This window comes from Glutamicibacter sp. Je.9.36 (genome assembly GCF_051129975.1).
Classification (GTDB): Bacteria; Actinomycetota; Actinomycetes; order Actinomycetales; family Micrococcaceae; genus Glutamicibacter.
In genome coordinates this window covers 292,209-317,889 of record NZ_JBCPSN010000005.1, presented here as the reverse complement: position 1 = coordinate 317,889, position 25,681 = coordinate 292,209, and the positions used below count along the sequence as shown (strand labels likewise).

27 protein-coding genes are annotated in these 25,681 nt (G+C 59.7%); 20 read left to right on the top strand and 7 right to left on the bottom strand.

From position 1 onward, the window contains the following. Positions 1–50 precede the first annotated feature (50 nt). Positions 51–707 (bottom strand): GNAT family N-acetyltransferase, encoded by a 657-nt coding sequence (locus AAZQ98_RS14310; RefSeq protein WP_105656966.1) that lies wholly within the window; start codon positions 705–707, stop codon positions 51–53. Positions 708–872: 165 nt separating this feature from the next. On the opposite strand from AAZQ98_RS14310, the gene AAZQ98_RS14305 reads away from it, so the two are divergent. Beyond that, on the top strand, positions 873–1,772 hold the full coding sequence (locus AAZQ98_RS14305) for a rhodanese-related sulfurtransferase (protein ID WP_105656965.1): 900 nt from the start codon (positions 873–875) through the stop codon (positions 1,770–1,772). Between the two features lie 54 nt (positions 1,773–1,826). Here AAZQ98_RS14305 and AAZQ98_RS14300 read toward each other — a convergent pair whose 3' ends face one another. After that, positions 1,827–2,405, bottom strand: a complete 579-nt coding sequence (locus tag AAZQ98_RS14300) for a GNAT family N-acetyltransferase (protein ID WP_434693187.1) — start codon at positions 2,403–2,405, stop codon at positions 1,827–1,829. Between the two features lie 73 nt (positions 2,406–2,478). On the opposite strand from AAZQ98_RS14300, the gene AAZQ98_RS14295 reads away from it, so the two are divergent. The 6 genes from AAZQ98_RS14295 to proC all read left to right on the top strand — a co-directional run bounded on the left by AAZQ98_RS14295 (position 2,479) and on the right by proC (position 10,459). Next, positions 2,479–4,068 carry a DUF7059 domain-containing protein gene (locus AAZQ98_RS14295; protein WP_434693185.1) on the top strand — a complete coding sequence of 530 codons (1,590 nt, stop codon included), beginning with the start codon at positions 2,479–2,481 and terminating at the stop codon, positions 4,066–4,068. Between the two features lie 23 nt (positions 4,069–4,091). After that, positions 4,092–4,742 carry an ArsR/SmtB family transcription factor gene (locus AAZQ98_RS14290; RefSeq protein WP_105657083.1) on the top strand — a complete coding sequence of 217 codons (651 nt, stop codon included), beginning with the start codon at positions 4,092–4,094 and terminating at the stop codon, positions 4,740–4,742. Between the two features lie 149 nt (positions 4,743–4,891). Then, a complete protein-coding gene (topA, locus tag AAZQ98_RS14285; RefSeq protein ID WP_434693181.1) occupies positions 4,892–7,681 on the top strand; it encodes a type I DNA topoisomerase in 2,790 nt (929 codons plus the stop codon). Positions 7,682–7,713: 32 nt separating this feature from the next. Then, positions 7,714–8,733, top strand: coding sequence for a Ppx/GppA phosphatase family protein (locus tag AAZQ98_RS14280; RefSeq protein WP_434693179.1), 1,020 nt, complete (start codon positions 7,714–7,716; stop codon positions 8,731–8,733). 54 nt (positions 8,734–8,787) lie between these two features. After that, positions 8,788–9,612, top strand: a complete 825-nt coding sequence (locus tag AAZQ98_RS14275; protein WP_105656960.1) for a sugar phosphate isomerase/epimerase family protein — start codon at positions 8,788–8,790, stop codon at positions 9,610–9,612. A 4-nt stretch (positions 9,613–9,616) separates the two neighbouring features. Beyond that, complete coding sequence (proC, locus tag AAZQ98_RS14270) at positions 9,617–10,459, top strand: pyrroline-5-carboxylate reductase (protein ID WP_434693177.1); 843 nt, start codon at positions 9,617–9,619, stop codon at positions 10,457–10,459. A 75-nt stretch (positions 10,460–10,534) separates the two neighbouring features. On the opposite strand, the gene AAZQ98_RS14265 is transcribed toward proC, so the two are convergent. Next, positions 10,535–11,173, bottom strand: a complete 639-nt coding sequence (locus AAZQ98_RS14265; protein ID WP_105657082.1) for a potassium channel family protein — start codon at positions 11,171–11,173, stop codon at positions 10,535–10,537. Between the two features lie 25 nt (positions 11,174–11,198). Then, complete coding sequence (locus AAZQ98_RS14260; RefSeq protein ID WP_434693174.1) at positions 11,199–12,632, bottom strand: TrkH family potassium uptake protein; 1,434 nt, start codon at positions 12,630–12,632, stop codon at positions 11,199–11,201. Between the two features lie 205 nt (positions 12,633–12,837). Between AAZQ98_RS14260 and AAZQ98_RS14255 the strand changes: the two genes are divergently transcribed. The 5 genes from AAZQ98_RS14255 (at position 12,838) to AAZQ98_RS14235 (ending at position 16,800) form a co-directional block, all read left to right on the top strand. Next, positions 12,838–14,007, top strand: a complete 1,170-nt coding sequence (locus AAZQ98_RS14255; RefSeq protein ID WP_434693201.1) for an acetoin utilization protein AcuC — start codon at positions 12,838–12,840, stop codon at positions 14,005–14,007. Positions 14,008–14,102: 95 nt separating this feature from the next. Then, positions 14,103–14,546: an ArsR/SmtB family transcription factor gene (locus AAZQ98_RS14250; protein ID WP_434693171.1), complete on the top strand. Its 444-nt coding sequence runs from the start codon at positions 14,103–14,105 to the stop codon at positions 14,544–14,546. A 191-nt stretch (positions 14,547–14,737) separates the two neighbouring features. Further along, positions 14,738–16,081 (top strand): NADP-specific glutamate dehydrogenase, encoded by a 1,344-nt coding sequence (gene gdhA / locus AAZQ98_RS14245; RefSeq protein WP_434693169.1) that lies wholly within the window; start codon positions 14,738–14,740, stop codon positions 16,079–16,081. A 256-nt stretch (positions 16,082–16,337) separates the two neighbouring features. Then, positions 16,338–16,562, top strand: coding sequence for a helix-turn-helix domain-containing protein (locus AAZQ98_RS14240; RefSeq protein ID WP_013349804.1), 225 nt, complete (start codon positions 16,338–16,340; stop codon positions 16,560–16,562). A 139-nt stretch (positions 16,563–16,701) separates the two neighbouring features. After that, positions 16,702–16,800, top strand: coding sequence for a 30S ribosomal protein bS22 (locus AAZQ98_RS14235; RefSeq protein WP_005504750.1), 99 nt, complete (start codon positions 16,702–16,704; stop codon positions 16,798–16,800). A gap of 102 nt (positions 16,801–16,902) precedes the next feature. Here AAZQ98_RS14235 and AAZQ98_RS14230 read toward each other — a convergent pair whose 3' ends face one another. Beyond that, positions 16,903–17,709: an HAD family hydrolase gene (locus AAZQ98_RS14230; protein ID WP_434693164.1), complete on the bottom strand. Its 807-nt coding sequence runs from the start codon at positions 17,707–17,709 to the stop codon at positions 16,903–16,905. 62 nt (positions 17,710–17,771) lie between these two features. Between AAZQ98_RS14230 and AAZQ98_RS14225 the strand changes: the two genes are divergently transcribed. Together AAZQ98_RS14225 and AAZQ98_RS14220 are read left to right on the top strand one after the other, a co-directional pair. Further along, positions 17,772–18,017, top strand: coding sequence for a glutaredoxin family protein (locus tag AAZQ98_RS14225; protein WP_332485935.1), 246 nt, complete (start codon positions 17,772–17,774; stop codon positions 18,015–18,017). 27 nt (positions 18,018–18,044) lie between these two features. Then, the gene (locus AAZQ98_RS14220) at positions 18,045–18,719 is read left to right on the top strand and encodes a redox-sensing transcriptional repressor Rex (RefSeq protein WP_286134124.1); all 675 of its coding nucleotides are present in this window, start codon (positions 18,045–18,047) and stop codon (positions 18,717–18,719) included. A gap of 106 nt (positions 18,720–18,825) precedes the next feature. On the opposite strand, the gene AAZQ98_RS14215 is transcribed toward AAZQ98_RS14220, so the two are convergent. Then, the gene (locus AAZQ98_RS14215; RefSeq protein ID WP_105656954.1) at positions 18,826–19,602 is read right to left on the bottom strand and encodes a DUF3824 domain-containing protein; all 777 of its coding nucleotides are present in this window, start codon (positions 19,600–19,602) and stop codon (positions 18,826–18,828) included. A 174-nt stretch (positions 19,603–19,776) separates the two neighbouring features. Between AAZQ98_RS14215 and AAZQ98_RS14210 the strand changes: the two genes are divergently transcribed. From AAZQ98_RS14210 to ccsB, 5 genes are read left to right on the top strand one after another with little or no spacing between them, the layout of a single operon-like run. Further along, on the top strand, positions 19,777–20,439 hold the full coding sequence (locus tag AAZQ98_RS14210; RefSeq protein WP_434693161.1) for a histidine phosphatase family protein: 663 nt from the start codon (positions 19,777–19,779) through the stop codon (positions 20,437–20,439). Positions 20,440–20,445: 6 nt separating this feature from the next. Next, positions 20,446–21,069 carry a TlpA family protein disulfide reductase gene (locus AAZQ98_RS14205; RefSeq protein ID WP_434693159.1) on the top strand — a complete coding sequence of 208 codons (624 nt, stop codon included), beginning with the start codon at positions 20,446–20,448 and terminating at the stop codon, positions 21,067–21,069. Between the two features lie 8 nt (positions 21,070–21,077). Beyond that, the gene (locus AAZQ98_RS14200; RefSeq protein WP_332485938.1) at positions 21,078–21,833 is read left to right on the top strand and encodes a cytochrome c biogenesis CcdA family protein; all 756 of its coding nucleotides are present in this window, start codon (positions 21,078–21,080) and stop codon (positions 21,831–21,833) included. Then, positions 21,833–23,461, top strand: a complete 1,629-nt coding sequence (gene resB / locus AAZQ98_RS14195; protein WP_434693156.1) for a cytochrome c biogenesis protein ResB — start codon at positions 21,833–21,835, stop codon at positions 23,459–23,461. The genes AAZQ98_RS14200 and resB overlap by 1 nt, the downstream gene beginning before the upstream one ends. Continuing rightward, positions 23,454–24,518, top strand: a complete 1,065-nt coding sequence (gene ccsB / locus AAZQ98_RS14190) for a c-type cytochrome biogenesis protein CcsB (protein WP_105656949.1) — start codon at positions 23,454–23,456, stop codon at positions 24,516–24,518. The genes resB and ccsB overlap by 8 nt, the downstream gene beginning before the upstream one ends. Before the next feature lie 265 nt (positions 24,519–24,783). Here the strand turns inward: ccsB and AAZQ98_RS14185 are convergent, their stop codons facing one another. Then, positions 24,784–25,227 carry a PLD nuclease N-terminal domain-containing protein gene (locus tag AAZQ98_RS14185; RefSeq protein WP_434693151.1) on the bottom strand — a complete coding sequence of 148 codons (444 nt, stop codon included), beginning with the start codon at positions 25,225–25,227 and terminating at the stop codon, positions 24,784–24,786. Between AAZQ98_RS14185 and AAZQ98_RS14180 the strand changes: the two genes are divergently transcribed. Then, complete coding sequence (locus AAZQ98_RS14180) at positions 25,128–25,571, top strand: DUF4229 domain-containing protein (RefSeq protein ID WP_434693148.1); 444 nt, start codon at positions 25,128–25,130, stop codon at positions 25,569–25,571. The genes AAZQ98_RS14185 and AAZQ98_RS14180 overlap by 100 nt on opposite strands. Positions 25,572–25,681: the final 110 nt, after the last annotated feature.

Below are 25,681 nucleotides of genomic sequence, written 5' to 3'. Positions count from 1 at the left end.
TGCTTGACGCGGAAGCGTCAAGCACGGCGATAAGGATAATCTTGGAGGCTCTAGGCCTTGAACATGACAACCTTGCCCAGCGAAGTCCAGCCCAGCGAAGCGTAAAGCTGCTGGCCATCGACCGAAGCGATCAACAGGCCTTCATCAACATCGTGTTCCTGGGCCAGCGAAGCCAGCGCACGCATGATCAGGGTACCTAGGCCCTTGCGGCGGAAATCGGCGCCGGTGATGATGCGGTCGAAGATTGCGTATCCGCCAACTGCTGAGACATGGCCGGATGCCGCAACGACTTCCTGGTTGTCCTCGGGATGCAGCGAAACGTAGGCATGAGTGCCATCGCGTTCAATCTGGAAGACGAAGCCGTCTGCAGGCAGTGGGACCTCGACGTCGTGCACGGCTAGTTCGGTGACCATCAGTGCTTCGTCATCGGCAGTGACCTGCAGGCCTACTTCAGCCGCAATGGCAACCAGGTTCTCGGCGGAGTCGTCGAAAGCCGTCAGCCGACGGTTCGGGTGCTTCGTCAGGGTCTCGGCTACTGCTGCGAGTTCCTCTTTGGAGGGACCATAGATGACGTATTCCCAGTCTTCAGTGGTGTCGTGGCGCAGCGCAGCGTGGACCCGTCCTTCGTTGCGGGTTTCATAACCACGAGCCCCAGCCCAGCCTGCTACCCAGGTGCCAATCAGTTCATCGCTTGCGTTTGATGCCATAATTTGACCCTACCTTGTCTTTCCTAGGAATTAGCTGACATTGAACTAATCGTTGCCTACTTGGAACTATTGCACTGGCCGAGAGCCCGATATTTTCGGGAAAGATCAATGTGACATTGCTCTTTTCCTCGGCGTTTCGCGGCCAAAAGCTACTAACATTGTAGGGTGGCCATTCATCGTATTGTTCTGTATTACGCTTTTACTCCGCTCCCAGACCCGGAGGCAATCCGCCTTTGGCAGCGCTCGCTACTGGAGCGCTGGGGCTTGCGCGGACGCATCATCATCTCCAAAGACGGCATCAACGGCACCGTTGGTGGCGAGATCTCCGCAGTCAAGGCCTACGTCAAGGCCACGCGAGAACTGCCAGCTTTCAAGAAGATGGATATCAAGTGGTCGGAAGGTTCGGCAGAAGACTTCCCGCGTATCTCCGTCAAGGTTCGCGACGAGATCGTGACCTTCGGCGCTCCTGGCGAACTAGAAGTTGACGAGAACGGTGTGGTCGGCGGTGGCACCCACTTGCGCCCCGAAGAGCTTCACGAGCTGGTTGACAACAAGAAGAAGACCGGCGAGAAGGTCCATTTCTTCGATGGCCGCAACGCATTCGAAGCGCAGATCGGCAAGTTCAAGGACGCGATTGTCCCCGAAGTGGATACCACCCGCGATTTCGTTGCCGAGCTGGATTCGGGCAAGTACGACCACCTGAAGGACCAGCCGGTGGTCACCTACTGCACCGGCGGCATTCGCTGCGAAGTGCTTTCGGCTTTGATGGTCAAACGCGGATTCCAAGAGGTGTACCAGATGCAGGGCGGCATCGTCCGCTATGGCGAGAAGTACGGGGATGAAGGCCTATGGGAAGGCTCTCTCTACGTTTTCGATAAGCGCATGCACACCGAGTTCTCCGAAGACGCTGTCACCATCGGTGAATGCGTGGGCTGCCAGGGTCCAACCAACAAGTTCGAGAACTGCTCGGACCCGGCCTGCCGCAACCTGCGCCTGTTCTGCGAGGACTGCGCAAAGGACGAAGCACTGCGCCGCTGCCCAGACTGCAGCACCGTAGACGCCTAACTTCAGCTTTCACCAAAGGCGGCCTGGACTTTCCATAAGTCCAGGCCGCGTTTTCTATGCGGTCACCTTCGGCCACATTCCGCGCGACGCATCCTTGACTTCGACCTGTTCCACCTCGGTCCGGTAGATACTCAACCCTCGCGCCTGGTAGTTCGGTAGCGCCGCCGGTCCGTCCAATGAGCAGGTATGCAGCCATACCCGGCTGACTGCAGGCAGCTGCGGCCATCGTGAACCCAGGGTCCAGGCCTGTTGCAGTGCTTCGCTGAGCAGCACCCCGCCAAGGCCGCGGCCGGTAGCTTCGGGAAATAAGCCGAAGTAGAAGATCTCGACCTCGCTGCCGGCGTCCGCGACTTCCGTGACGAGCTCCACGTACCCCTGGGGAGCACCGTGCTGGTAGAGCACCCAGGTTTCAGAGCCCGGGCGTCGGAGCACTTCGTCCCACTGGTCTCGGGTCGATCCCAGGCGGTCAGCCCAGTTCAATTCGCTGCCCACGCTCTGATACAGGAACCGCGAAAATTCCGGGGTGATCTCCTTCGCCAGCTCGATCCGGGCGTCCTCGGGCAAGGACTTGGCCGAGCGAATGACATCAGCGGAGTCGAGTTGCTGGAGATAGGTCACCGTTACTTGGGTCATGCCCACATCATAGGTTGCCGTAGTTTGCCTGGCCTAGCTATCACCGGTTGAGTTACTCGGTAGACTTGGAGGTGTGAATGCTGCTGAATTTTCTTCCATTGATGACGCTCCCCAGAGCTACAATCAACTGCTCATCGACTCGCTAGCCAAAGACCTCACTGATGTCGGGTACAACTATGAAAATGTTGCGGGGCTGCTTGGTGAGGAAACTGCGGCAGCATTTGCCCGCGACCAGCTCCACCCTGCCTTGCGAAACCTGGATCGTAGCAGGCCAGATAGCTCTCTTGCCTGCGTGGTTCGCCTCTTCCAAATGGGCCAGACCCAGGAAGACGCGGCCATCAATGCCGCCTTCCCGACATTGAAGACCGACGGCTTGCTCAAGCTGGGCCTGATCGAGTCCTGGGCTACCGGTTACCGGGCCAAGATTGCCCTGGCGCTGCATTCCTCCGATGCTGACGGTGAATTGTGGGTGGCCCACGACCTGGGTGCCCACCAGCGTCCCGGCGTGTTGCGCACCGACCATGTGCTGGGCATTGGCCAGGCGTCCCTGACCCTGGCGCAGATCACGATCCGCGAAAAGGTCGAGCGCGCACTGGACTTGGGTACCGGCTGCGGCATCCAGCTGTTCCATCTGCTTTCGCACGCGGAGCATGTTACCGCCACCGACCTGTCGGCCCGAGCCCTGGGCTTCACCCGCTTCAACCTGATGCTCAACTACCAGGCCTTGGAACTGGATCCGGATAACCTCGAATCGCGGGTCACCCTGCTCCAGGGAAGCCTGTTCGATCCGGTGGCTGGATCCACTTTCAACCTGATCGCCAGCAACCCGCCGTTCGTGATTACCCCGCGAAGCAGCAACGAGCGCGCCAAGGACCGGTTCACCTACCGTGATGGCGGAATGGCCGGCGATACCCTAGTGAGCACCTTGATCGAGCAGGCTCCTGGCTTCCTGGCGCCGGGTGGCTGCATGCAAATGCTGTCAAACTGGGAGATTCCTCGCCTAGATGATGAATCTAACCAGCCGTGGGATGCCCGCGTGCGCCAGTGGTTCGGCGACCAGCTGGACGTATGGGTGATCGAGCGCGAGCAGACAACGCCAAGCGGCTACGCCGAGACATGGCTGCGCGACTCTTCCCAGACCGAGGACAGCACTTCATACATCTCCGCCTACAACGCATACCTCGATGACTTCGAGTCCCGCGGCGTGGGTGCCATCGGCTTCGGTCTGGTGTACTTCCGCCGTCCAGCCGCAGGCCATCCGGTACTGCAGCGCTACGAGCAGATCTCGCACCAGGTGGAACAGCCGCTGGCCCCGACCCTGCAGCGGGACATTGCCATGTCCGACCAGCTGGCAGCCGCCAATGAAGGGTTCAAGGATTGGCACCTGCTGGTGGCCGAGGATGTTACTGAGGAGCGCCATCAGCGTCCGGGGGCGGAGCACCCCGGGGTGATCTTGCTGCGGCAGGGGGCAGGGCTGCGCCGTACTGAATTGCTTGATACCGCGCAGGCAGGATTTGTTTCCGCCTGCGATGGTGATTTGTCGGTATCGCAACTAGTCAACGCGTTGGATTCCTTGATTGGAGAAGGGCAAGAAGACTTCGCGGACCTGCTTTATGAAGCAGTGAAGCGACTCTTGCGACATGGCCTGCTTCAGAAAATGTGAAACAAGCGCTAAAGTTTTTCCCTATGACACGGAACACAATTGAGGAACAAGGTGGGGCCGCCTCGCGCGATGAGGCGGAAATCCCACAAGTTGTCTCGATCACTGACCCCCAGGCGATTCGAGCGTTGGCCCATGACGCTCGACTGATCGTCTTGGATGAGCTCTTTGCTTCGCAGACCACCCGCACCGCTACAGAACTTGCATCCCTGTGTGCGCTGACACCTAGCGCCATGAGCTATCACCTCCGGGCCCTGGAGAAGTACGGGTACGTGATTCGTGCTGCCAGCGAAGGAGACGCACGCGAGCGGCGCTGGCGAGCGGCTGGTGAACGGCTAGAGCTGAACACGCAGATCGACTCGGCGAACGCCAAAACTGCGTACTTGAACGTGCAATTGAACGCATTCCGCACCCGGCTCAATGCTGAAGTCCAGCGGCGCGAGGCAGAAGCGAAGACCGGAATCGCTCCGGACCCCGATCGTCCGCCGATGCTGACTAGCGGTTTGGTCTTCCTCTCGGAAGCCAAGCAACGCGAGTTCAACCGCAGAATGCTGGATCTGGTCTACGAATACGAGGCACAGGCAACAGCCGAGGAACGCAGTATTGATTCGCGGCGTATGTTCTACTTAATCTCATTGCTTCCCGAATACCAGAGCATGGGGGAGGCATCATCATAAGTATGCCCGGCTCAGGGAGCGCAGATTCTTCGGTGTAAGATCATCGGGAAATGTGCTTATAGAGTAGGCATGAAGAACGAAGCTGCGATGGCGGATCGATCAGGGCCCGGAAATGGGTGTCCAAGGTCCGTGTTGTCTAAAGGAGTGCTGTGCCCCCCAAGGCCAAGGAAAAGACTGGTAAGAAACTCGTAATCGTGGAGTCTCCTGCCAAGGTGAAGTCGATCGCCAAATATTTGGGTGAAGGCTTTGACGTGGATGCCTCAGTGGGCCATATCCGCGACCTTCCGCAGCCCTCAGAACTGCCAACCGAGCTGAAAAAGACCTCAGTAGGCAAGTTCGCTGTCGATCTGGACAACGACTTTGAGCCTTACTACATGGTCTACCCGGACAAGAAGAAGCGCGTTTCCGAACTGAAGGCGAAGCTCAAAGAAGCTGACGAACTTTACCTCGCAACCGATGCGGACCGCGAAGGCGAAGCCATCGCGTGGCACCTGCTGCAGGTCCTGAAGCCAAAGGTTCCGGTACGCCGCCTGGCATTTACCGAAATCACCAAGGAAGGCATCGCCCGCGCACTGGAAAACATGCGCGAGCTCGATACCGACCTCGTCGACGCCCAGGAAACCCGCCGTGTCCTGGACCGCCTCTATGGTTACGAAATTTCACCGGTGCTCTGGCGCAAGGTGGCTCGCGGGCTGTCCGCAGGCCGCGTGCAGTCCGTGGCAACCCGTTTGGTCGTCGAGCGCGAACGCGAACGCATGGCCTTCATCCCCGCCGGATACTGGGATGTGAAGGGCAACTTCGCCACCAGTGAAGGCGAAGGCTTCGCAGCCAAGCTCTCGGCAGTGGACGGCGCCCGTGTCGCCTCCGGCCGTGACTTCGATGACCGCGGCCAGCTGAAGACCACCCGCAATAAGCTGGCCCACCTGGATCAGGAGTCGGCCCAGTCGCTGGTGGCGAACCTGTCGGACACCGGCTTTGCGGTGACCTCCGTCGAGGACAAGCCGTACACCCGTCGTCCGGCGGCCCCTTTCACCACCTCCACGCTGCAGCAGGAAGCATCCCGCAAGCTGCGCTGGAGCTCCAAGATCACCATGCAGATCGCTCAGCGGCTGTATGAAAACGGCTACATCACCTATATGCGTACCGATTCGGTCTTCCTCTCGGGCGAGGCAGTGAATGCCGCGCGCAAGCAGGCAACCGAACTGTATGGCGCGGATTCCGTTCCAGCCAAGCCGCGCGTTTACAAGGCGAAGAACGATGCCGCGCAGGAAGCCCACGAGGCAATCCGCCCGGCCGGCGACATGTTCCGCCGCCCGAAGGACGTGCGTTCCTCGCTGTCCAAGGATGAGTACGCACTGTACGAGCTGATCTGGAAGCGCACCGTCGCCTCGCAGATGGCCGATGCCAAGGGCTTCACCGCCACCATCAAGCTGCAGGGTACCGCCAGCGATCAGCGCGTGGCCGAGTTCTCGGCTTCTGGCACCGTAATCACCTTCCGCGGTTTCCTTTCCGCCTATGAGGAGGGCAAGGACGAGCAGGCTCTGGAAGCCGCAGCAGAGAATGCCGAGGCCCGACTGCCGCAGCTGTCTGTGGGCCAGCAGCTGGCTGGCGATGAGCTGACCGCTCTGGGCCACGAAACCTCCCCGCCGGCTCGTTACACCGAAGCTTCGATCGTGGCCGAGCTGGAAAAGCGCGAGATCGGCCGCCCGTCGACCTACGCGCCAACCATCTCCACGATCATGGACCGCGGCTATGTCACCAAGCGGGGCGGCGCCCTGGTGCCGAGCTGGATCGCCTTCTCGGTGATCCGCTTGCTCGAAGAGCACTTCGCGAAGTACGTGGACTACGATTTCACCGCCCGCCTGGAAGATGATCTCGATGAGATCGCCAAGGGCCATCGTGCCCGCACCGACTGGCTGAACCTGTTCTACTTCGGCAAGGGCGCGGAGACCGAATCCGAAGGCTTGAAGCATGTGGTCGATAACCTCGGCGACATCGACGCCCGTGCGATCAACTCGATCAAGGTCACCGACGACATCACCTTGCGTGTGGGCAAGTTCGGCCCGTACCTGGAACGTGCCATCCCGGAAGGCGCCGAGGAAGGCACCGAGCCGCAGCGCGCCAACGTGCCTGAGGATCTGGCCCCGGATGAGCTGACTGCTGAAAAGGCAGAGGAGCTCTTTGCCAACTCGCAGGTCTCCGAAATGCACTTGGGCATTGATCCGGAAACCGGTCGCCAGATCGTAGCCAAGGATGGCCGCTACGGCGCTTACGTCACCGAGATCATCCCGGAGCCAACCGAAGAGGAATTGGCGGCCCAGCCGGTCGAGTACTACAAGAATGGCAAGCCGAAGCCGCCGAAGAAGCCAACCAAGGTCAAGCCGCGCACCGCGTCGCTGTTCAAGTCCATGACTGTCGAATCAGTGACCTTGGAAGATGCCCTGAAGCTGATGAGCCTGCCTCGTGTGCTGGGTGCTGACGCTGAAGGCGAAGAGATCACCGTGCAGAACGGCCGCTTCGGTCCGTACCTGAAGAAGGGCAGCGATTCGCGCTCGATCGAGAGCGAAGAGCAGATCTTCACGATCACCTTGGACGAAGCGCTGGCGATCTACGCGCAGCCGAAGCAGCGTGGCCGTCGTGCCGCGGTACCGCCATTGGCCGAGTTCGGAGTGGATCCGACCAGCGAGAAGAACATCGTGGTCAAGGATGGCCGCTTCGGTCCGTACATCACCGATGGCGTCACCAACATCACCGTTCCGCGCACTACCTCTCTGGAGGAACTGACACGCGAGCAGGCTATCGAGCTGCTGGCAGACAAACGTGCCCGCGGACCGGTGAAGCGCACGGCAAAGAAGGCGCCGGCCAAGAAGCCAGCAGCCAAGAAGACCCCGGCGAAGAAGGCTACGGCCAAGAAGACGACCGCGAAAAAGACTGACTAGTCTTTCTTGCCAGGCCTAACGAGGAGCGCACCATGAGACTCGGTGTATTGGATATCGGTTCGAATACCGTTCACCTGTTGCTCGTCGATGCATATCCGGGAGCCCGCCCGGTTCCCTATGCCTCGCACAAGCGACCCTTGTCCTTGGTGCGCTACCTCAATGAGTATGGCGCCATAACTGAAGAGGGCCAGCGCGAGCTGATCTCCTTCATCAAGGAAGCCGCCAAGTTCGCCGAAAACCACCAGGTTGAGGACTTCATGGCTTTCTGCACTTCAGCGATTCGCGAATCCTCCAACGGTGCTGCCGTCCTGGAACGGGTCGAGGTTGAGACGGGCGTGAGCTTGATGGAACTGACCGGCGAAGAAGAAGCCGGCATGACCTTCTACTCCGTACGCCGTTGGTTTGGCTGGTCTTCGGAATCCATCCTGAACCTGGATATGGGTGGAGGCTCGCTGGAGCTGGCCTTGGGCGTTGACGAGTTCCCGCAAACAGCCTTCTCCGTGCCCCTGGGCGCCGGCCGGCTGACCCGCGAATGGCTACCAAACGACCTGCCGTCCATTAAGGAAGTCAAGGAACTGCGTACGTACGTGCGCGACGTTCTCACGGACCCAACTACCGAGCTGCGCCAGTATGGCAAGCCCACCTTGGCCACCGCTACTTCCAAGACTTTCCGCTCGCTGGCTCGCATCACCGGAGCCGCGCCGAGCACGGAAGGCCCCTATGTTAAGCGCGTGCTCAATCGCGACGCATTGAAATTGTGGACCAACCGATTGACCGCGATGAGCTGGGCTGAACGGGCAGAACTGCCCGGTGTCTCAGAGATTCGCGCCCCGCAACTGCTTGCCGGGGCGATTGTCGCTCATGAAGCGATGAGTGCCTTGAAACTGAAAACTGTGCGGATTTGCCCTTGGGCGATTCGCGAAGGCTTGATGCTGCGACGTTTTGATCACGTGATGTTTGACTCTGCGACACCGCTCAGTAGTAGCGTTGGAGTTGGGGAAGTAGCTCTGGATAACGAGAAGTACAAATTTCTCGCCAAACCCAGCAGCTAACCTTCTTGGCTAAGCGGTGCCCGCACAGTGGACACGGTAACAGGAGGCAAGAGCATGGAAGACCAGAAGAGCACAATGAAGGTGCCAGTCACCCTCTCTAGCGCGTCAGTTTATCCGCTGACCGTCCATGACGCCTTCGCGATGGCCAAGGACGTGGGATACGACGGGCTGGAAGTGCTGATCACCGGCAACGCAGCCAGCCAATCTGCGACCGCGCTCAAAGCCTTGATGGACAAGTACCAACTGCCGATCATGGCCATTCACGCACCGACACTGCTGCTCACCCAGCAGGTGTGGGGCTCTGCTTGGGCAAAGATCGAACGTTCGGTCATCCTGGCCCAAGCGGTCGGCGCAAATGTGGTTGTCGCCCATCCGCCATTCAGGTGGCAGGGCGCCTACGCCGAAGAATTCGCCGAAGGCGTGCAGCGATTGGTTGAGACCACGGGGATGAAAATCGCCGTGGAAAACATGTACCCATGGCGTGCCCGGGGCCGTGAAGCGAAAATGTACCTTCCGCACTGGAACCCAGTCCCGCAGCACTACCAGCATGTGACCTGGGATTTCTCCCATGCGGCGATTGCCAATATGGATTCGCGCCAAGCTGTCGAGGACCTGGGCCAGCGACTGGCGCACGTTCATCTGTGCGATGGTTTGGATAACGGCAAAGACGAGCACCTCGTGCCAGGCCTGGGCACCCAACCGGTGGCCGAAACGCTGCAATATCTGCGTGATGCCAATTGGAGCGGAACCGTAGCGGTCGAGGTCTCCACACGCAAAGCTCGCAACACCGGGCAAAAAGAAGAATGGCTGGGAAAGACCCTAGAATTTGCCCGCCAGCACTTAACAGTCGGCAGCGACCCCAAGCCAATGACACAATAGCCATATGAGTGAAGCAACAAAGAATCTGTCCCTGTCCTTCCTCGGCGCCGGCTCCATGAACGGCGCCATCCTGCGTGGCATCATCGCCTCGGGCCATGACCCGAAGCTCATCACCGCTACCGTGCGAAGCGATAATCGCGTAGCGGAACTGCGCGAATTGGGCATCAACGTCTTGGTCAGCGAGGAAGATCCCGAAGCCAACCGTCGGGCTGCCTCCAGCGCAGACATTATCTTCCTGGGCGTGAAGCCGGTAGGCATCACCGAACTGTGCGAGGAGATTTCCGGATCGCTGGACGCGCAGAAGGTCGTTGTTTCCGTAGCCGCCGCTATCACCCTGAGCAGCATGCAGTCTCATCTGCCAGCTGGCCAGCCGGTCATCCGTTCCATGCCGAACACCCCTTTGATGGTCGGTGCCGGCGTGGTGGGAATCAGCCCAGCGGCGAGCGTGAGCGACGAGCAGACCAAGTTGGTCACCGACCTGCTCTCCGGATCCGGCGACGTGCACGTCATCGACGAAGAGCAGCAAAATGCGCTCTCGGCAATTTCCGGGTCCGGTCCGGCCTATGCTTTCTACCTGGCTGAGGCCATGGCCAATGCCGGTGTGGCCATGGGCTTGGATGAAAAGCTTTCAATCGCGCTGGCACGTGCCACTGTGGCCGGTGCTGGCAAGATGCTCTCGAACCCTGACGCGGATCCCGCGGGCCTGCGCAAGGCGGTAACCAGCCCGAAGGGCACCACCGAGCAGGCTATCGCCACCTTCGATGAGCAGGGAATTCCAAAGATTATTGCTGCGGGCACGCAAGCGGCAGCCGCCCGTGCAGCGCAGCTGAGTGAAGAGCTCGGCTAGGAACGAGCATTCAATACGGCGGTGGCCGGTAACCAATTGGTTGCCGGCCATCGCCGTATTCCCGATCCTCGAGTCCTACGGGCGTGCTGCGAAACGCTCGAGCAGGTCCACGTGCCCCGAGACGATCAGGACATCTCGGCGCGTCACCATGGTATCCGGCATGGCGTAGGTGAAATCCTCGCCCGGGGACTTCACGCCAACGATCGTCACCCCGTACTTAGAGCGGACTTGGGACTGGGCCAAGGTGAAGCCCTGGGTCTCCTTGGGCGGGTACATCTTCACGATGGCGAATCCGTCATCGAATTCGATGAAGTCGAGCATGCGGCCACCGACCAGGTGCGCGGCACGTACACCGGCATCGGCTTCCGGGTAGATGACGTGGTTGGCACCGATGCGAGTAAGAATCTTGCCATGGGAGGGCGTAATGGCCTTGACCCACAGATGCTCGATGCCCAGATCCACCAGGTTCACGGTGATCAGCACGGATGATTCGATGGAGGTACCCACGCCCACGACGGCAGAGGAGAATTCCTGGGCGCCGAGCTGGCGCAGGGCGTCAATATTGGTCGCGTCGGCCGCGACCACGTGGGTCAAGGTGCTGGCCCACTGCTGAACGAGCTCCGGGCTGCGCTCAATGGCCAGCACTTCGCGCCCCTGCTTGACCAGCGTTTCAGCGACAGAAGCACCGAAGCGGCCCAGGCCGATCACCAGCACCGGGGCATTGTGGTCTATGTTCTTGTCAGCCAATGAGCGGCCTTTCTTCTGGGAGTCTGAACAGCGTATTGCGGTGGCGCATGGTCAATGCGCTGGCGAGCGTAATACTGCCGATGCGTCCGGCAAACATCAACGCGCTGAGCACATACTTGCCGGCCGGAGGCAATTCTTGGGAAACCCCGCTACTCAGGCCCACGGTAGCAAAGGCCGAGATCGACTCGAACAGTGCTCGCGAGAAGCCCACCGATTCGTCGATGGTCACAAGCGCGCCGGTAGCGACCATCACCAGCGAAGCACCCATGGCGACCACGGAGATGGCCACGCGCATGGTGCCCTGCGGAATCTGCCGGCCAAAGGCCTTCGCATCGGTATCGCCACGGACCTCGGCCAAGATCGCCAAGAACATCACGGCAATGGTGGTGACCTTGATGCCGCCAGCAGTCGAAGCTGAACCGCCACCGGCAAACATCAATGCGTCGGTCAACAAGATGGTCACCTGGTGGATGTCGTTCTGGTCCACCAGGTTGAAGCCGCCCGAACGGGTCATGGTCGAGGCGAAGAGCCCATGAATGAGCTTTTCGCTGATCGATAAGCCGCCGATGGTCTTGGGATTGGCCCATTCGAAGATCAGCCACAAGAAGGATCCGGCAAAGAGCAGGATAGTGGTGGTGAGCATCGTCAGCTTGGTGTGCAGGTTCCACTTCTTCATATTGAACTTGTGCGCCAGCAGCACCATGATCACCGGGAAACCCAAGGAACCGGTGAACACGCCGGCCATCAATGGGCCCAGGATCCACAGGTCGGTTTCGTAGGGAACCAATCCGTCGGAGTGCGGGGTGAAGCCTGCATTGTTGAAAGCCGAAACGGCATAGAAGATTCCATGCCAGATGGACGACAGGACGCTTTCACCCAGAATGTAGAAACGCGGGATCAGAAAGAGCGCGATGACCGCCTGCAGGCTGATCGCCGTGAGGATCACGATGCGCAGCAATGAGCTTACTTCACCCAGCGCTGAGGCTCCAGAACTGTTCATCGAATTCTGCGCCATCAGCTTGGCTCGCACGCCCAGCTTGCGGGATACCGCCAAGGACATGATGGAGGCCAGGGTCAGAATGCCCAGGCCGCCCATGAACGTTGCGACCAGCATGATCAGCTGGCCGGCGAATGACCAGTGCACAGCGGTGGAGACGGTCGTTAGGCCAGTAACGCAAACTGCCGACACCGCGGTGAATAATGCGTCATGCAGCGCGGTGGCTTCCCCTGTGGCCGAGGAAAACGGCGCCGCGAGCAGGGAGGTGAACAACGTGATTGCCAGCAAGAAGGCGCCAAGAGTTAAGCGCGCGGGGGAGCGCACGGTGAAGTCCGCAACTGCGATGCGAACGGTCAGCCATTTCTTGCGTCGCTGCTCGCGCATTTCAGCTGCCCGGGCGCTGGGGCCCGATGCACTGGCTGTGCTCATTTATTACTCGCCGTTTCCTGGGGAACAGTTCTTTGCCATGAGGATTTGAAGTCCTTCTAGTAATTTACGCGTTTCCACCGCTAAACGCTTGTGTTGCCCGGCTAAAGACCCGACAAGCCGCGCAAACTGCCATGAATTCATGAGTTGGGTCACTATCGGGTAGCCTGAAATCGTGTTAGATCCGCAGCATGCCCCACGGCCCACCATGGTGATGTGGGATGAAGAGTATCTGAAGTACAAATTCAGCGACTGGCATCCCATGCACCCTTCGCGGCTAGAACTGACCTATCGGCTCAGCGATGAGCTGGATATCTTCGATGCGCCGAACGTCACGATACAGGCTCCGGATATTGCCGACGATGCGGTCATCGGCTCCGTCCATGACCAGAGCTATATCGATCAGGTGCGGCGGGTGAGCCAGGATCCAACACTGGTTGCCGAAGAATTCGGCTTGGGCACCGAGGACGACCCGGTATTCGCCGGGATGCATGAAGCCGCCGGACGCATTGTTGGCGGTTCGGTAGCAGCGGCCCAAGCCATCATGGACCAAAACGTGGTCCGTGCGGTGAACTTCGCCGGCGGCATGCACCACGCCGCGAAAAGCAAGGCTAGCGGTTTCTGCATCTACAACGACGCTGCTGCCGCGATCCATCGCATGCTGGAGCAGGGTGCCCAACGCGTGGTCTACATCGACGTGGACGCGCATCATGGGGATGGCACCGAGTCGATCTTCTGGGATGACGAACGCGTGCTGACCATTTCCATCCATGAATCCGGGCTATCGCTGTTCCCCGGCACGGGATTCGCCAATGAAATCGGCGGCAAGAACGCCGAAGGCAGCGCAGTAAATGTTGCTCTGCCGGCAATGACCGGGGACTCCGGATGGATGCGTGCCTTCCATGCGATCGTTCCGCAGCTGGTACGCGCTTTCAAGCCCGAAATCATCGTCTCCCAGCACGGTTGCGATGCGCACCGCGATGATGACATGACCAACCTGAAGCTGTCTGTCGATGCGCAACGACAGGCGGCCCTGGATATATCCCAGTTGGCAGATGAGCTGTGCGAAGGCCGGTGGCTGGCTACCGGAGGCGGGGGATACAACGTCACCGCCGTCGTGCCGCGTACCTGGACCCACCTGACGGCGATTGTTGCCGGCAAGCCGGTGCCGTTGCGTACCTATGTTCCCGAGACCTTCCGCCGCTACGTTCTGGAAAGGTACGGCCGTGCCATGCCTTACCTCATGGGCGATGACGCCCAGCTGTGGTGGCGCAATTGGGAAGTCGGCTATGATCCGGCCGATCCGGTGGACCGAACCATCATTGCTACACGCAAGGAGATATTCCCGCTTTTCGGGCTCGATCCATGGTTCGACTAGCCTCGCATGGCTGCGGCCACCGGAGACAGAGGCGAGACTTCACAGCATTTTAGGCATGGTAATCGATGGCCAACCGTTCATATGCCGTTAGGGTTATGTGTGTGGCAATTGATGAAGTGTTTTCGGCGTTGGCTGAACCAACCCGACGAAAGATTATAGAAGCGCTCAAGAACGAGCCGAAAGCAGTGGGTACCCTGGTCACTGAACTGGAGATCTCGCAGCCGACTGTTTCCAAGCACTTGAAGGTGCTGCGCGAAGCTGAACTCGTGAGCATGGCCGCTGCCGGGCAGCGGCGCATCTACAGCATTGACACCTCAGCGCTGGAAGACCTCGTGCGCTGGTGCGCCGATTTGGTACCTGCCCAACCGGCGGGCCAGGATCTGGCAGCCACGCAGGCCGAAGCCGAGGGGCAGCTGGCCGCGGTGTCGAATCCAACCGCTCAGCAGATCGGCCGGCGCGTTGGCCAAGGCCTGGAACAAGTGACTGGACGTGCGCAGGAGTTTTTCGAGAAACTTCCGCGGTTCGGGCGTCGGCGCTAGCTCTTGTCCAGTCATCGGCGCTGCAACCGTGCAATATGGTCAATCTTTTAAGTTACGCCCGCAATCCTGTTTTATAACATGAAAATTTTGTTCAGAATGCCCAAGCATGGCATTCTCGTGTGCGGGGCAGTGACGCCGGCAACGAGGCCCCTTGTGCGCCTGTGCCTGCCCCAAGTGATGAGGAGAAAAACTTGGATAAGCACTTAGCGACGATTCGCGACGAAGTCTTCCGCCGCAATCCCGGCGAAGCAGAATTCCACCAGGCCGTCACGGAAGTATTCGACAGCCTTGAAGCTGTATCGGTCAAGCATCCTGAATACGCCGAAGCCGCAATCCTGCAGCGTTTGTGCGAACCTGAACGCCAGATCATCTTCCGGGTGCCATGGGTTGACGACGAAGGCCGCGTGCAGATCAACCGCGGCTTCCGCGTTGAATTCAACTCGGCTCTGGGCCCATACAAGGGCGGTCTGCGTTTCCACCCATCGGTTTACCTTGGCATCGTCAAGTTCCTGGGCTTCGAACAGATCTTCAAGAACTCCCTGACCGGCATGCCCATCGGCGGCGGCAAGGGCGGCTCGGACTTCGACCCGCGCGGCAAGTCCGATGGCGAAGTCATGCGCTTCTGCCAGTCCTTCATGACTGAGCTCTACCGCCACATTGGCGAATACACCGACGTGCCAGCTGGCGATATCGGCGTTGGCGGCCGCGAAATCGGTTACCTCTTCGGCCAGTACAAGCGCATCACCAACCGCTACGAGTCCGGCGTATTGACGGGCAAGGGCTTGAGCTGGGGCGGTTCCCTGGTTCGCCCGGAAGCCACCGGCTACGGCGCAGTGATCTTCACTGAAGAAATGCTCAAGACCCGCGGCCAGACTTTCGATGGCCAGCGCGTGGTCGTTTCCGGTTCGGGCAACGTGGCAATCCACGCCATCGAGAAGGCGCAGGCACTGGGAGCGAAGGTCGTTACGGCTTCCGACTCGGCCGGCTTCATCGTTGACGAGGGCGGGATCGACCTGGACCTGCTGCGTCAGATCAAGGAAGTTGAGCGCGGCCGCATCTCCGAGTATGCCGAACGCCGTGGCACCAAGAAGGTCAAGTACGTTGCCGGTGGCAGCGTCTGGGACGTTGCAGGCACCGTGGCACTGCCCTGCGCCACCCAGAACGAATTGGGCGCTGAGGCTGCAAAGAAGATGGTTGCTGCTGGCACCGTCGCCGTGGCCGAAGGCGCCAACATGCCTACCACCGCTGAAGCGACCTCGATCTTCCAGGATGCAGGGGTGCTCTTCGGCCCGGGCAAGGCTGCCAACGCTGGTGGTGTTGCTACCTCGGCTCTGGAGATGCAGCAGAACGCCAGCCGCGATGCATGGAGCTTCGAGCACACCGAGCGTCGCCTGACTGAGATCATGGTCGGCATCCACACCAGCTGTGCTGCTACTGCAGACGAGTACGGCATGCCGGGGAACTACGTCGCCGGTGCCAACATCGCGGGCTTCGTGAAGGTCGCAGACGCAATGCTCGCACAGGGCGTCATCTAATAATCTGCAGCGCTGCAATCCGCGTGAATTCATTGGGGACCCGGTGAAATCACGCGGATTGTCTCGTTCAGGCATCAAAAAATGTGATTCAGATGGTCACGTGTGTGTTTCGTGATGCAAAAGTTACAAAAGTGCGATTAGACTAGTACAAAGCGAACGTGAACCTGAACCGCCGATGTTGATCCAAAGTCGTGTAAGTTCATCTTCGCTAAATTAACGCGACGAATAAGAGATCAGCGTCAGGAGAATATCCCGCATGACGGATAAACAGAATTTTGCCGGAGCCCGTTTCATGACTGTGGCCGAAGTGGCCGACATGATGCGCGTTTCCAAAATGACCGTTTATCGGCTGATCCACGCCGGTGATTTACCTGCTGTTCAGTTCGGTCGCTCCTATCGCGTTCCGGAAAACGCCGTGGAATCATATCTGAATGCCGCGGCCATTGATCCGCAGCACGGTACCGGTTCTTACGGTCGATAGTCCGCGCGATGGTCAGAGCATGACCGAAAAGCGGGTAATCTGTTAAGGAACGTTTAACGTCCGGTCAACCTTGTCCTTGGGCTCGCGCGCAAGCAGGCATTTGGGGTTGACGCATTTATTTAGTTTGTGAGGAACCACTATGGGCTCTGTTATCAAGAAGCGCCGCAAGCGTATGTCGAAGAAGAAGCACCGCAAATTGCTTCGTAAGACCCGCCACCAGCGTCGTAATAAGAAGTAAATCTACTTCTGAGCATTTGCCGCTTGGCAATCATCGCCACCGCTTCACAGTGAAACTGTTGAACGGTGGCGATTGCTTTATCCAAAGCCGCCCAGCGCCGGTCTAAGAGCCGGAACGGCGCAGAATGGACCGTCGCGCCGCCCAGAGCGCACCAAGCACTCCAGCGGCCTTCAGGCCTAGTTTGGCAGCTCGCTGGCCGGTGCGGAAGTCGTAGACCTGCCAGCCGCGGCGCTTGGCGTAGGCGCGAAGCCGCGCATCGGGATTGATGCACACGGGATGTCCCACAGCTTCAAGCAAGGGAACATCATTGTAGGAATCCGAGTACGCCCATGATTTCGACAGCGAGATGCCACGAGCCTTCGCCAGGGTGCGCACCGCCTGCGCTTTTTCTGCAGCGTGCAGGATCGGGCTGGCCAGCGCTCCGGTGTAGAAACCGTCTTCGCTGGCCACTACGGTGCCCAATGCACCGGTAAGTTCGAGACGTTGCGAGATGACATTCGCCACTTCCAGGGGAGTGGCAGTGACTAGCCAGACTTCACGGCCCACCGTCCGATGCTGGCGAGCAATGGCTACCGTACCGGTCCAAAGCTTGGGTTCGATGTATTCGTCATAGATCTCGTTGCCGATCTGCTCGATCTCGGACACCGGGATCCCTCGGACCATCATCAACGCACGGTCGCGAATCTGGTGAATGTCCCCCAGATGCTCACCGCGCGCGGCGAAGCGCAACTGCTTGAGCGCGAACCAGAGGATTTCGCGGAATTGGAAGAAACGGCGCTCATGCAGTTTCCGGGCCAGCAGATACAGCGATGCACCGCGCACAAGGGTGTTATCGACATCGAAGAAAGCGGCGACCGTGTCCGGAGCCAGGGCGGAATTCGGGCTGGGGTGATGATCGATGGAAGACATTTGATCCAGTTTATTTCATTGCCAAGTTTAAGGGCGGTTACGGCTCGTGAGATTATAGGCAGGTGAGTACTTTGAATCAGATCCAGCTGTTGGTTCGAGAAGGCTGCCACCTGTGCCAGGCCGCACGCGCAACCGTGGCCGAGGTGACTGGCCGGTTGAATATGGAGTTTTCCGAACTGGATATTGACCAGCACCCTGAATTGCTGGCCAAGCACCACGAGGAAGTGCCGGTTCTGCTGATCAACGGAGAAGTCCGCGACTTCTGGCATATCGACGCACAGCGTCTGGAACGACTACTGAGCAGCTAGCCGCTGCCGAATAAATGAAAATGCGTTGTGCTCTTCAAGAGCACCGAAAAGTGCGGGAGAACGAAGATGTCAGAGCTTGAAGCCCGGGTCCTGCCTGAGGCCACGCTGGCTCGACTGACCCAGTACTTGCGCGCGCTGAACGCCTTGGAAGCCCAGGGCCTGGAACGCACCAGTTCCGGGGTGCTGGCCAAGGAAGCTGGAGTGAACCCTTCCATCCTGCGCAAAGACCTTTCCTGGTTGGGTTCTTACGGAACCCGCGGGGTGGGCTACGTGGTCCGCGAACTGGCAGAACATATCAGCCGCACCCTCGGCCTGAACCAGGACTGGCGTGTGGCCATCCTCGGCGCCGGTAACCTGGGGCGCGCGCTCAGCGGATATGCAGGCTTCAGGACTCGTGGCTTCAACGTCAAGGCGATCCTGGATATCGACCCCGCACTGGTCGGCAGCCCGGTCGGCGAGCTGCACGTGGAAGCGATCGCGGACTTGGCCGCAGTGGTTGAACGCGAAGAAATCAACATCGCTGTTCTGGCAATTCCGGGCGATGCTGCGCAGGACCTGGTCTACGAACTGGCCGCACTTTCGGTCCGCTCGGTGCTCTCGTTCGCACCGATGCCGCTTCGCGTACCCGCGGGCATGAACCTGCGGCGCGTTGATCTTTCCACTGAATTGCAGATCCTGGCATACCTCGCCGTGCAAGGCTGAAGCCGCGCAGACGACAAAAGGCGTAGCCGCGTCATCCCTTGGGTGGATGGAGCGGCTACGCCTTTATTCTCCCTGCCGGGCCTCGCGAAGAGGCTCGGCCATGCGTTTAGCGGAAGCCGGCCAGGCGAGCCTGGCGGCGCTGCGCAATGTATTGCGAAGAAGGGCGCAACCAGGCGAAGACCACGCCTGCAATGCCCAGCAAGATGCCCACAACGTAGACAGCGTTGATAATTCCGGCTTGAGTGTCAGCGAACATGCTGATCATTGGAACGATAGTCACCAGATTCAGCAGTGAAAGCGCACCGAGGATCGTGGCGATAATTCGCATGGCTCCCACGCCGCGGCCAACGAAGAAGCCCACCAGGAAATACAGGGCCAAGGTGATGATCATGGAGATAATCACGAAGGTCGACATCATGGAATTGACCTGGGCCATGAAGGCCTCAGGGCTTGCCATCATCTGTTCAACCAGTGGATCCTGCTCCATGCCCGGGGTGCTCTGCATCTGGTTCTGGAACTCTTCTTGCACCAGCGACCACTGCTGGCCAATCATGTTGGCCATCATGTTGGAGTTGGTCATCAGCCAGCTGGCGAGGGCACTGAAGATGCCCGCGAGCATGATCAAGCCAAAGGCGATAGCCAAGGTCCGCGGCCGCTCGGTCGGTGGCTGCACGCCGGCGTAACCGCCCTGCTGGGCATACTGGTCGTAGCCCGGTGCCTGCGGTTGCCCGTAAGGATTCGGATTCTGGCCGTACGGGTTCTGGCCGTATGGCGAGGGCTGCTGGCCATAGGGGTTTTCGCCGTACGGGTTCTGCGATGAACCCTGGCCGGAAGGGCCCGGGTTGTAGGGCTGGCCCGGCTGGTTAGGATCGTTGTCGCTCATGATGCGTCCTTCTGGGTCGAACTGTCTTATTAACTAAGCGTAGTGGCAGTCGATTGTGAGCAACCCCTCCGAAAGGATGGTTTTTCCATATGGGATTCCAATGCGTGTCCTGTGAATAGTTGACGGTGGCCACAATATGGCTAATTTGCACCGAATATTTGAGACACTGGAGGCATGCCTTTATCGACAGTCCATTTGTTGCGCCACGGGGAAGTTTTCAATCCTGACCGTATGCTCTACGGCAGGATCCCCGGCTTCGGGCTCTCGGAACTCGGATTCCAGATGGCCGATGGGGCAGGAGAATATTTTGCCAAGCGCCAAGCAGAAGGCGGCAACGTCGTGCGCCTGGTGGCCTCACCGCTCCTGCGCGCCCAGCAGACAGCCGCGCCAACCTCTAATGCTCTGGATCTGCAAGTCCACACCGACGAGCGGGTTATCGAAGCCGGCAACAAGCTGGAAGGGCTGTCCAAGGTTGCGGAGCACCTGCGCCAGCCGAAGTACTGGCCGCTGCTGGTCAACCCGCTGAAGCCTTCATGGGGCGAACCATATGCCCAGCAGGTTGCTCGCATGCGCCTGGCCATGGATGAGCACCGCAAGGCCGCCCTCGCCGAGCACGGTGAAGGAGCGGAAGTGATTATCGTCAGCCACCAGTTGCCGATCTGGGTCACGCGCCGCGCCGCCGAGAAGAAGCCGCTGTGGCACGATCCGCGCCAGCGCGAGTGCACCCTGGCTTCCATCACCAGCTTTGATTTTGAGGGAGACGATTTGGTCTCCGTGCGTTACACCGAACCGTGCCCCGAGCTACTTGCCGGCGCGGCGAATATCCCTGGAGCCTAAAGCAAAATGACAGATCCTGTGCCTAATCCTCGCCACTTGAGCCGCCGCACCATGTTGCGTTCGCTCATGGTTGCCGCCGCCGCGGTGCCCTTGGCTGCCTGCAGCGGCAAGGAAGATGCGCTGACCGCGCAAGCAAACAGCGGCGACGGCAAGAACTACATCGCTGGCGACGGCGCCGTGGAAGAGTACGAAGTCTCCAAGCGCAGCGAACCGGTTGCCCTCAAGGCCACGACCTACCATGGCACCGATATCGACTTCACGCAGTGGCAGGGCAAGCCCGTAGTCATGAACTTCTGGTATGCCGCCTGCGCTCCGTGCCGCATCGAGGCACCGGATCTGAAGGAAATCGCTGAAGGCTTTGGAGAGAAAGTCGAATTCATTGGCGTCAACGTACGCGATGAAGCCGAAGCGGCGAAGGCCTTCGAGCGCACTTTCGAGATTCCCTATGAGTCGGTACAGGACACCTCCGGGGACATCCAGCTGGCGATGACCAAGTACGTCCCGTTGCAAGCGGTTCCATCCACCTTGGTGCTGGACCGCCAGGGCCGTGTCCGTGCCCGCGTGATCGGTGCCGTAGAGCCTGGCACCCTGAAGGCATTGATCGACTCCGCTCTGACCGAAGAGTTGTGAGCTGATCAGTGACCACTAATCCCTTTGCCGACATCGTCCTGGACGGGTCGTTGCTGCTGGCTGCCCCAGTAGCACTGCTGGCCGGGCTGGTCTCTTTCCTTTCGCCTTGCGTCCTGCCGCTGGTGCCGGGCTATCTCGGTTACGTCACCGGGTTGACTGGTGCGGATCTGAAGGAGCACCGACGCGGCCGCGTGGTCTCCGGCGTACTGCTCTTTGTCCTGGGATTCTCCGTGGTCTTCATCGCAGCGGGCGTGCTTTTCAGCCAGGCCTCCGCGTGGCTCAGGTTCAACGGCTCCTGGGTCACCCAGGCATTGGGCCTGGTCGTGGTCTTCATGGGCATCGTGTTCATGGGCGGCTTCTCCTGGATGCAGCGTGACCGCAAGATCCACAGGAAACCGCCTGCAGGCCTGTGGGGTGCCCCGGTTCTGGGGCTGACCTTCGGCCTGGGGTGGGCACCGTGCATCGGCCCCACCTTGAGTGCGGTACTGATCATGTCCACCGGTGTGGACGCGAACGTAGGGCGTGGAACGCTGCTGACTGTGTTCTATTGCCTCGGATTGGGCTTGCCCTTCATCCTGATTGCAATGGGGTTGCAGCGCGGCATGCAGGCGCTGGCGTTCTTCCGCAAGCACCAGGTTTTCATCATGCGTTTGGGCGGGGGACTACTCATTGCCTTGGGACTGGTCATGGTGACCGGTCTGTGGGGAACATGGGTAGCAGAACTGCAAAACTGGTTTGCCAATGAAGTGAGGTTGCCAATTTAATGGCGAAACAACAACGGAATTCCAAGGGAACTGGCGACGCGCCTGCTCTGGGATTCATGGGTTCCATGCGTTGGATCTGGACCCAGCTGACATCGATGCCAACAGCCTTGTTCCTGCTGTTGCTGCTCGCCGTCGCTGCGGTACCGGGATCGATCTTCCCGCAGCGCGACGCCAACCCCGAATCTGTAGCCCAGTACCTGGAACAGCACACCACCGCTGGTCCATGGCTGGATCGCTTCCAGATGTTCGAAGTGTATTCATCGGTGTGGTTCTCCGCGATCTACATCTTGCTGTTCGTCTCGCTGATTGGCTGCATCATCCCGCGTGTGAAGAAGCACGCCAAAGCCTTGCGCACCCCGCCGCCGAGGACCCCGGTGCGCCTGGAACGACTGCCCCAGTACAGCTCGCATGAAATTCTGGAAGGCGAGACGGATACGCCCGATGACCAGCAGGTCATCGAGGATTCGTTCAGGATCCTGAAGAAGCGCGGCTACCGTGTCGAGCGCCGCGAGGATGCCACCGGGGCCTCGGTTGCCGCAGAGCGCGGGTATACCCGCGAAATCGGCAACCTGCTCTTCCACATCTCGCTGATGGGTGTACTGGCTTCGGCCGCGATCGGCGGAGCCCTGGGCTACACCGGGCAGCGCGTGGTTGTCGAGGGGGAGACCTTCGTGAATTCGCTGGTGGCCTACGACTCCTTCACCCCGGGCACCGGCTTCAATGCCGACAATTTGCCGCCCCTTGCTGTGACGCTGGACAAATTCGACATCATCTTCGACCGCGAATCCGAATCGCATTTCGGACAGCCGCTGGACTTCACCGCCCACGTCAAGGTGCGCGAATCGGCCGAAGCCGAGCCAGTGAAGCAGGAGCTGAAGGTCAACCATCCGCTGCGCATCAGCGGCGGTGACGTTTACCTGGTCGGCAATGGCTACGCCCCGGTGATCACCGTCAAGGATGGCAACGGCAACGTCTCCTATTCCGGCCCGGCGGTTTCCATTCCGCAGGATTCGGTCTACACCTCGATGTTCGTGCTGAAGGTTCCGGACGCCGAGCCATCGCAGCTGGGCTTCCAGGGCTTCTTGCTGCCAACCGCACTAGTGGATGAGAACGGCTTCGGCATCTCGGGCGACCCCAACGCCATCAACCCCCAGCTGCACCTGAACTCGTACTTCGGGGATCTGGGCCTTGACGACGGCAACCCGCAAAACGTGTTCGTTTTGGACACGGAGAAGATGGAACCGCTGAACAGCCGGGATTTGGATGCCGGCGGCATCATCCTCGAAGCGGGGCAGACCTACGAACTGCCCGACGGCAAGGGCTCGATTACCTTTGAAGACCTCAAGCGCTTTGTCGCATTGGACATCAATCATGACCCGGGCAAGCTGCCAATCGGCATTTTCTCAGGTCTGGCGCTGATCGGCCTTGCGGTCTCGCTGTTCACCCCGCGTCGCCGCGTCTGGGTGAAGCTGAAACAAGAAAACGGCAAGCGTAGTATCGAGTACGCACTGCTGGCACGTGGCGAGGATCCGCGTCTGGAACGCGAAGCTGCAGAACTACAGAAGATCTTTGACAAGGCTTGGCCATTGGCAAGCCAGGAGCAGAACCAAGGAGCAGTAAATGGATAACGCTGGGGCATTAGCGCCAATCAATGAAACGCTGGGTGAATACAGCCAGTTGTTCATGCTGCTGGCCGCCATGGTCTACGGAGTGGTCTTCATCATTTTCGCCTTGGACCTGGCAAAGACCAACAAGTCCATCAGCGAAATGGATTCCGAAGCGCTCAAGCGCGACGAGGAACTGCTGGTTAGCGCCGGCGGCGCCGTGGGCACCAAGCCCCGTTCGCGCCGGGGTGCCGCTGTGCGTGCCGACAACGTCGGCGAGCATATCGTGACCGACAAGATGGAGTACACGCAGTTGTCGGCCAAGCGCCCCACGGCTCGCATTGCCGTGGTGCTGATGTGGCTGGCCGCTGCCCTGCACGGCGGTGCCGTGGTTTCCCGTGCGATAGCCGCGCACCGAGTGCCCTGGGGCAACATGTACGAGTTCCTGTCCACCGGTGCATTCCTGGTGGCTCTGGTCTTCTTGCTGGTGCTGATCTTCAAGGACCTGCGCTTCATGGGATCCTTCATCTCCGGCCTGGTCACCTTGATGCTGTGCGGTGCCACCATCGGCTTCCCGACACCGGTTGGCCACCTCGTTCCTGCCCTGCAGTCGCCATGGATCGTCATTCACGTCTCCATCGCCGTCCTGGCGTCGGCACTGTTCGCCATCAGCTTCGCCATGAATGTGCTGCAGCTGGTACAGCATGCTCGCATGAACCGGCTGGCCGCTGGACAGGACGACAAGCTGCCCTTCATGCGCGTGGTGCCAGGTGCCGGCGCATTGGAGAACTTCGCCTACCGCATCAACACCATCGGCTTCGTGATGTGGACCTTCACTGTCATCGCTGGTGCGATCTGGGCTGAGGCTGCTTGGAGCCGCTACTGGGGCTGGGATCCAAAGGAAGTCTGGTCCTTCGTGATCTGGGTTGTCTACGCAGGCTACCTGCACGCCCGTGCCACCGGTGGCTGGACGGGCCCACGCTCGGCCTGGTTGTCGATCATCGGCTTCCTGTGCGTGGTCTTCAACTTCACCATCGTGAATATCTTCTTCGACGGTCTGCACTCCTACGCCGGAGTCTAGTTCCCCAGAATCCAGCACTGCGAGCGGTTTCCCCTTAGCGGGGAGGCCGCTCGCAGTACTTTAAGCGCTCGCTGCAGGCCCTGGTACTCAAGCGCGGGGCACTGACCGGCGCCTGCCCCCGTCCGCCCCTCCAGCGCCCGTAGAGGAAGCCCCGCGCCCCGGGCCGCCTGCAAGAATGCCCGAAGTTCCCACTAGGCATGAAAAAGCCCAGCGGCGCTGGCACGCGTGCTGGGCTGGTTGCCGGGATCCCGGCAGAACTAGGGGGTTATTCGGTTTCAGACGAAGAGCTGTCGGTGCCTTCTGGCTTGTTCTTGCGTTCTGCACCTGGCTTCGGTTCCTTGGCCTCAGGCTTGGCTGGTTTCTCGCCATCGGCCTTCTGCTCGTCTTCACGTTTCGTGAGGTCTTGCTCACGCGCCCTCGAGTCGGCTTCACGTTGCTGCTGGCGGCGCCAGACCTCCAGCTGGCGCAGGAAATCCTCATCGTCGTCCGGAGCCATGGACTTCTGTGCAGGGGCGCCATTTGACGCAACAGGGCGACCTAGGAGGAACCACAAACCGGCTCCGATGAGCGGAAGGAGGATGACGACCGCAATCCACGCAGGCTTAGGCAATGAACGAATGCTGCGGCGTTCTGCACGAGCGCATTCGATCAGGGTATAAATCGTCAAAGCAACCGAAACCACTGCGGCGAAAATCAATAAGCGGACCATGCTTCCATTCTAGTGATAATCCTGTTCACAGGTTCACCGGTAGACTTGAGACTATGCAGTTTGTGAAATATACCGTTATCCGCCTAGGCATATTCCTAGCCGTTTTCTTGGGCCTCTGGTTAGGTATGAAGTGGCCAATCTTCGTTTCCGGAATTATTGGCCTGGTCGTGGCCTTCGCGGTGGCCTACCTTTTCTTCAATAAACTTCGGCTAAAGGCGAACGAAGATATCCGCAACGCTTTCAACAAGACCTCGGCAAACAAGACCAGGATGCAGCTAGCTGATGAAGCCGTTGAGGATGAATTCGACGAATCACAGCGCAAGCAGGCCCCCGGCGCCGAGTAAATTTTCCCACGCAGGTTCACCTCGAACTGCATAGCCCAGCCATTCACGCATGGCCGGCAGGACAATTAACGAGATGGGCTGGCCGGATCAATTGATCCGGCCAGCCCATC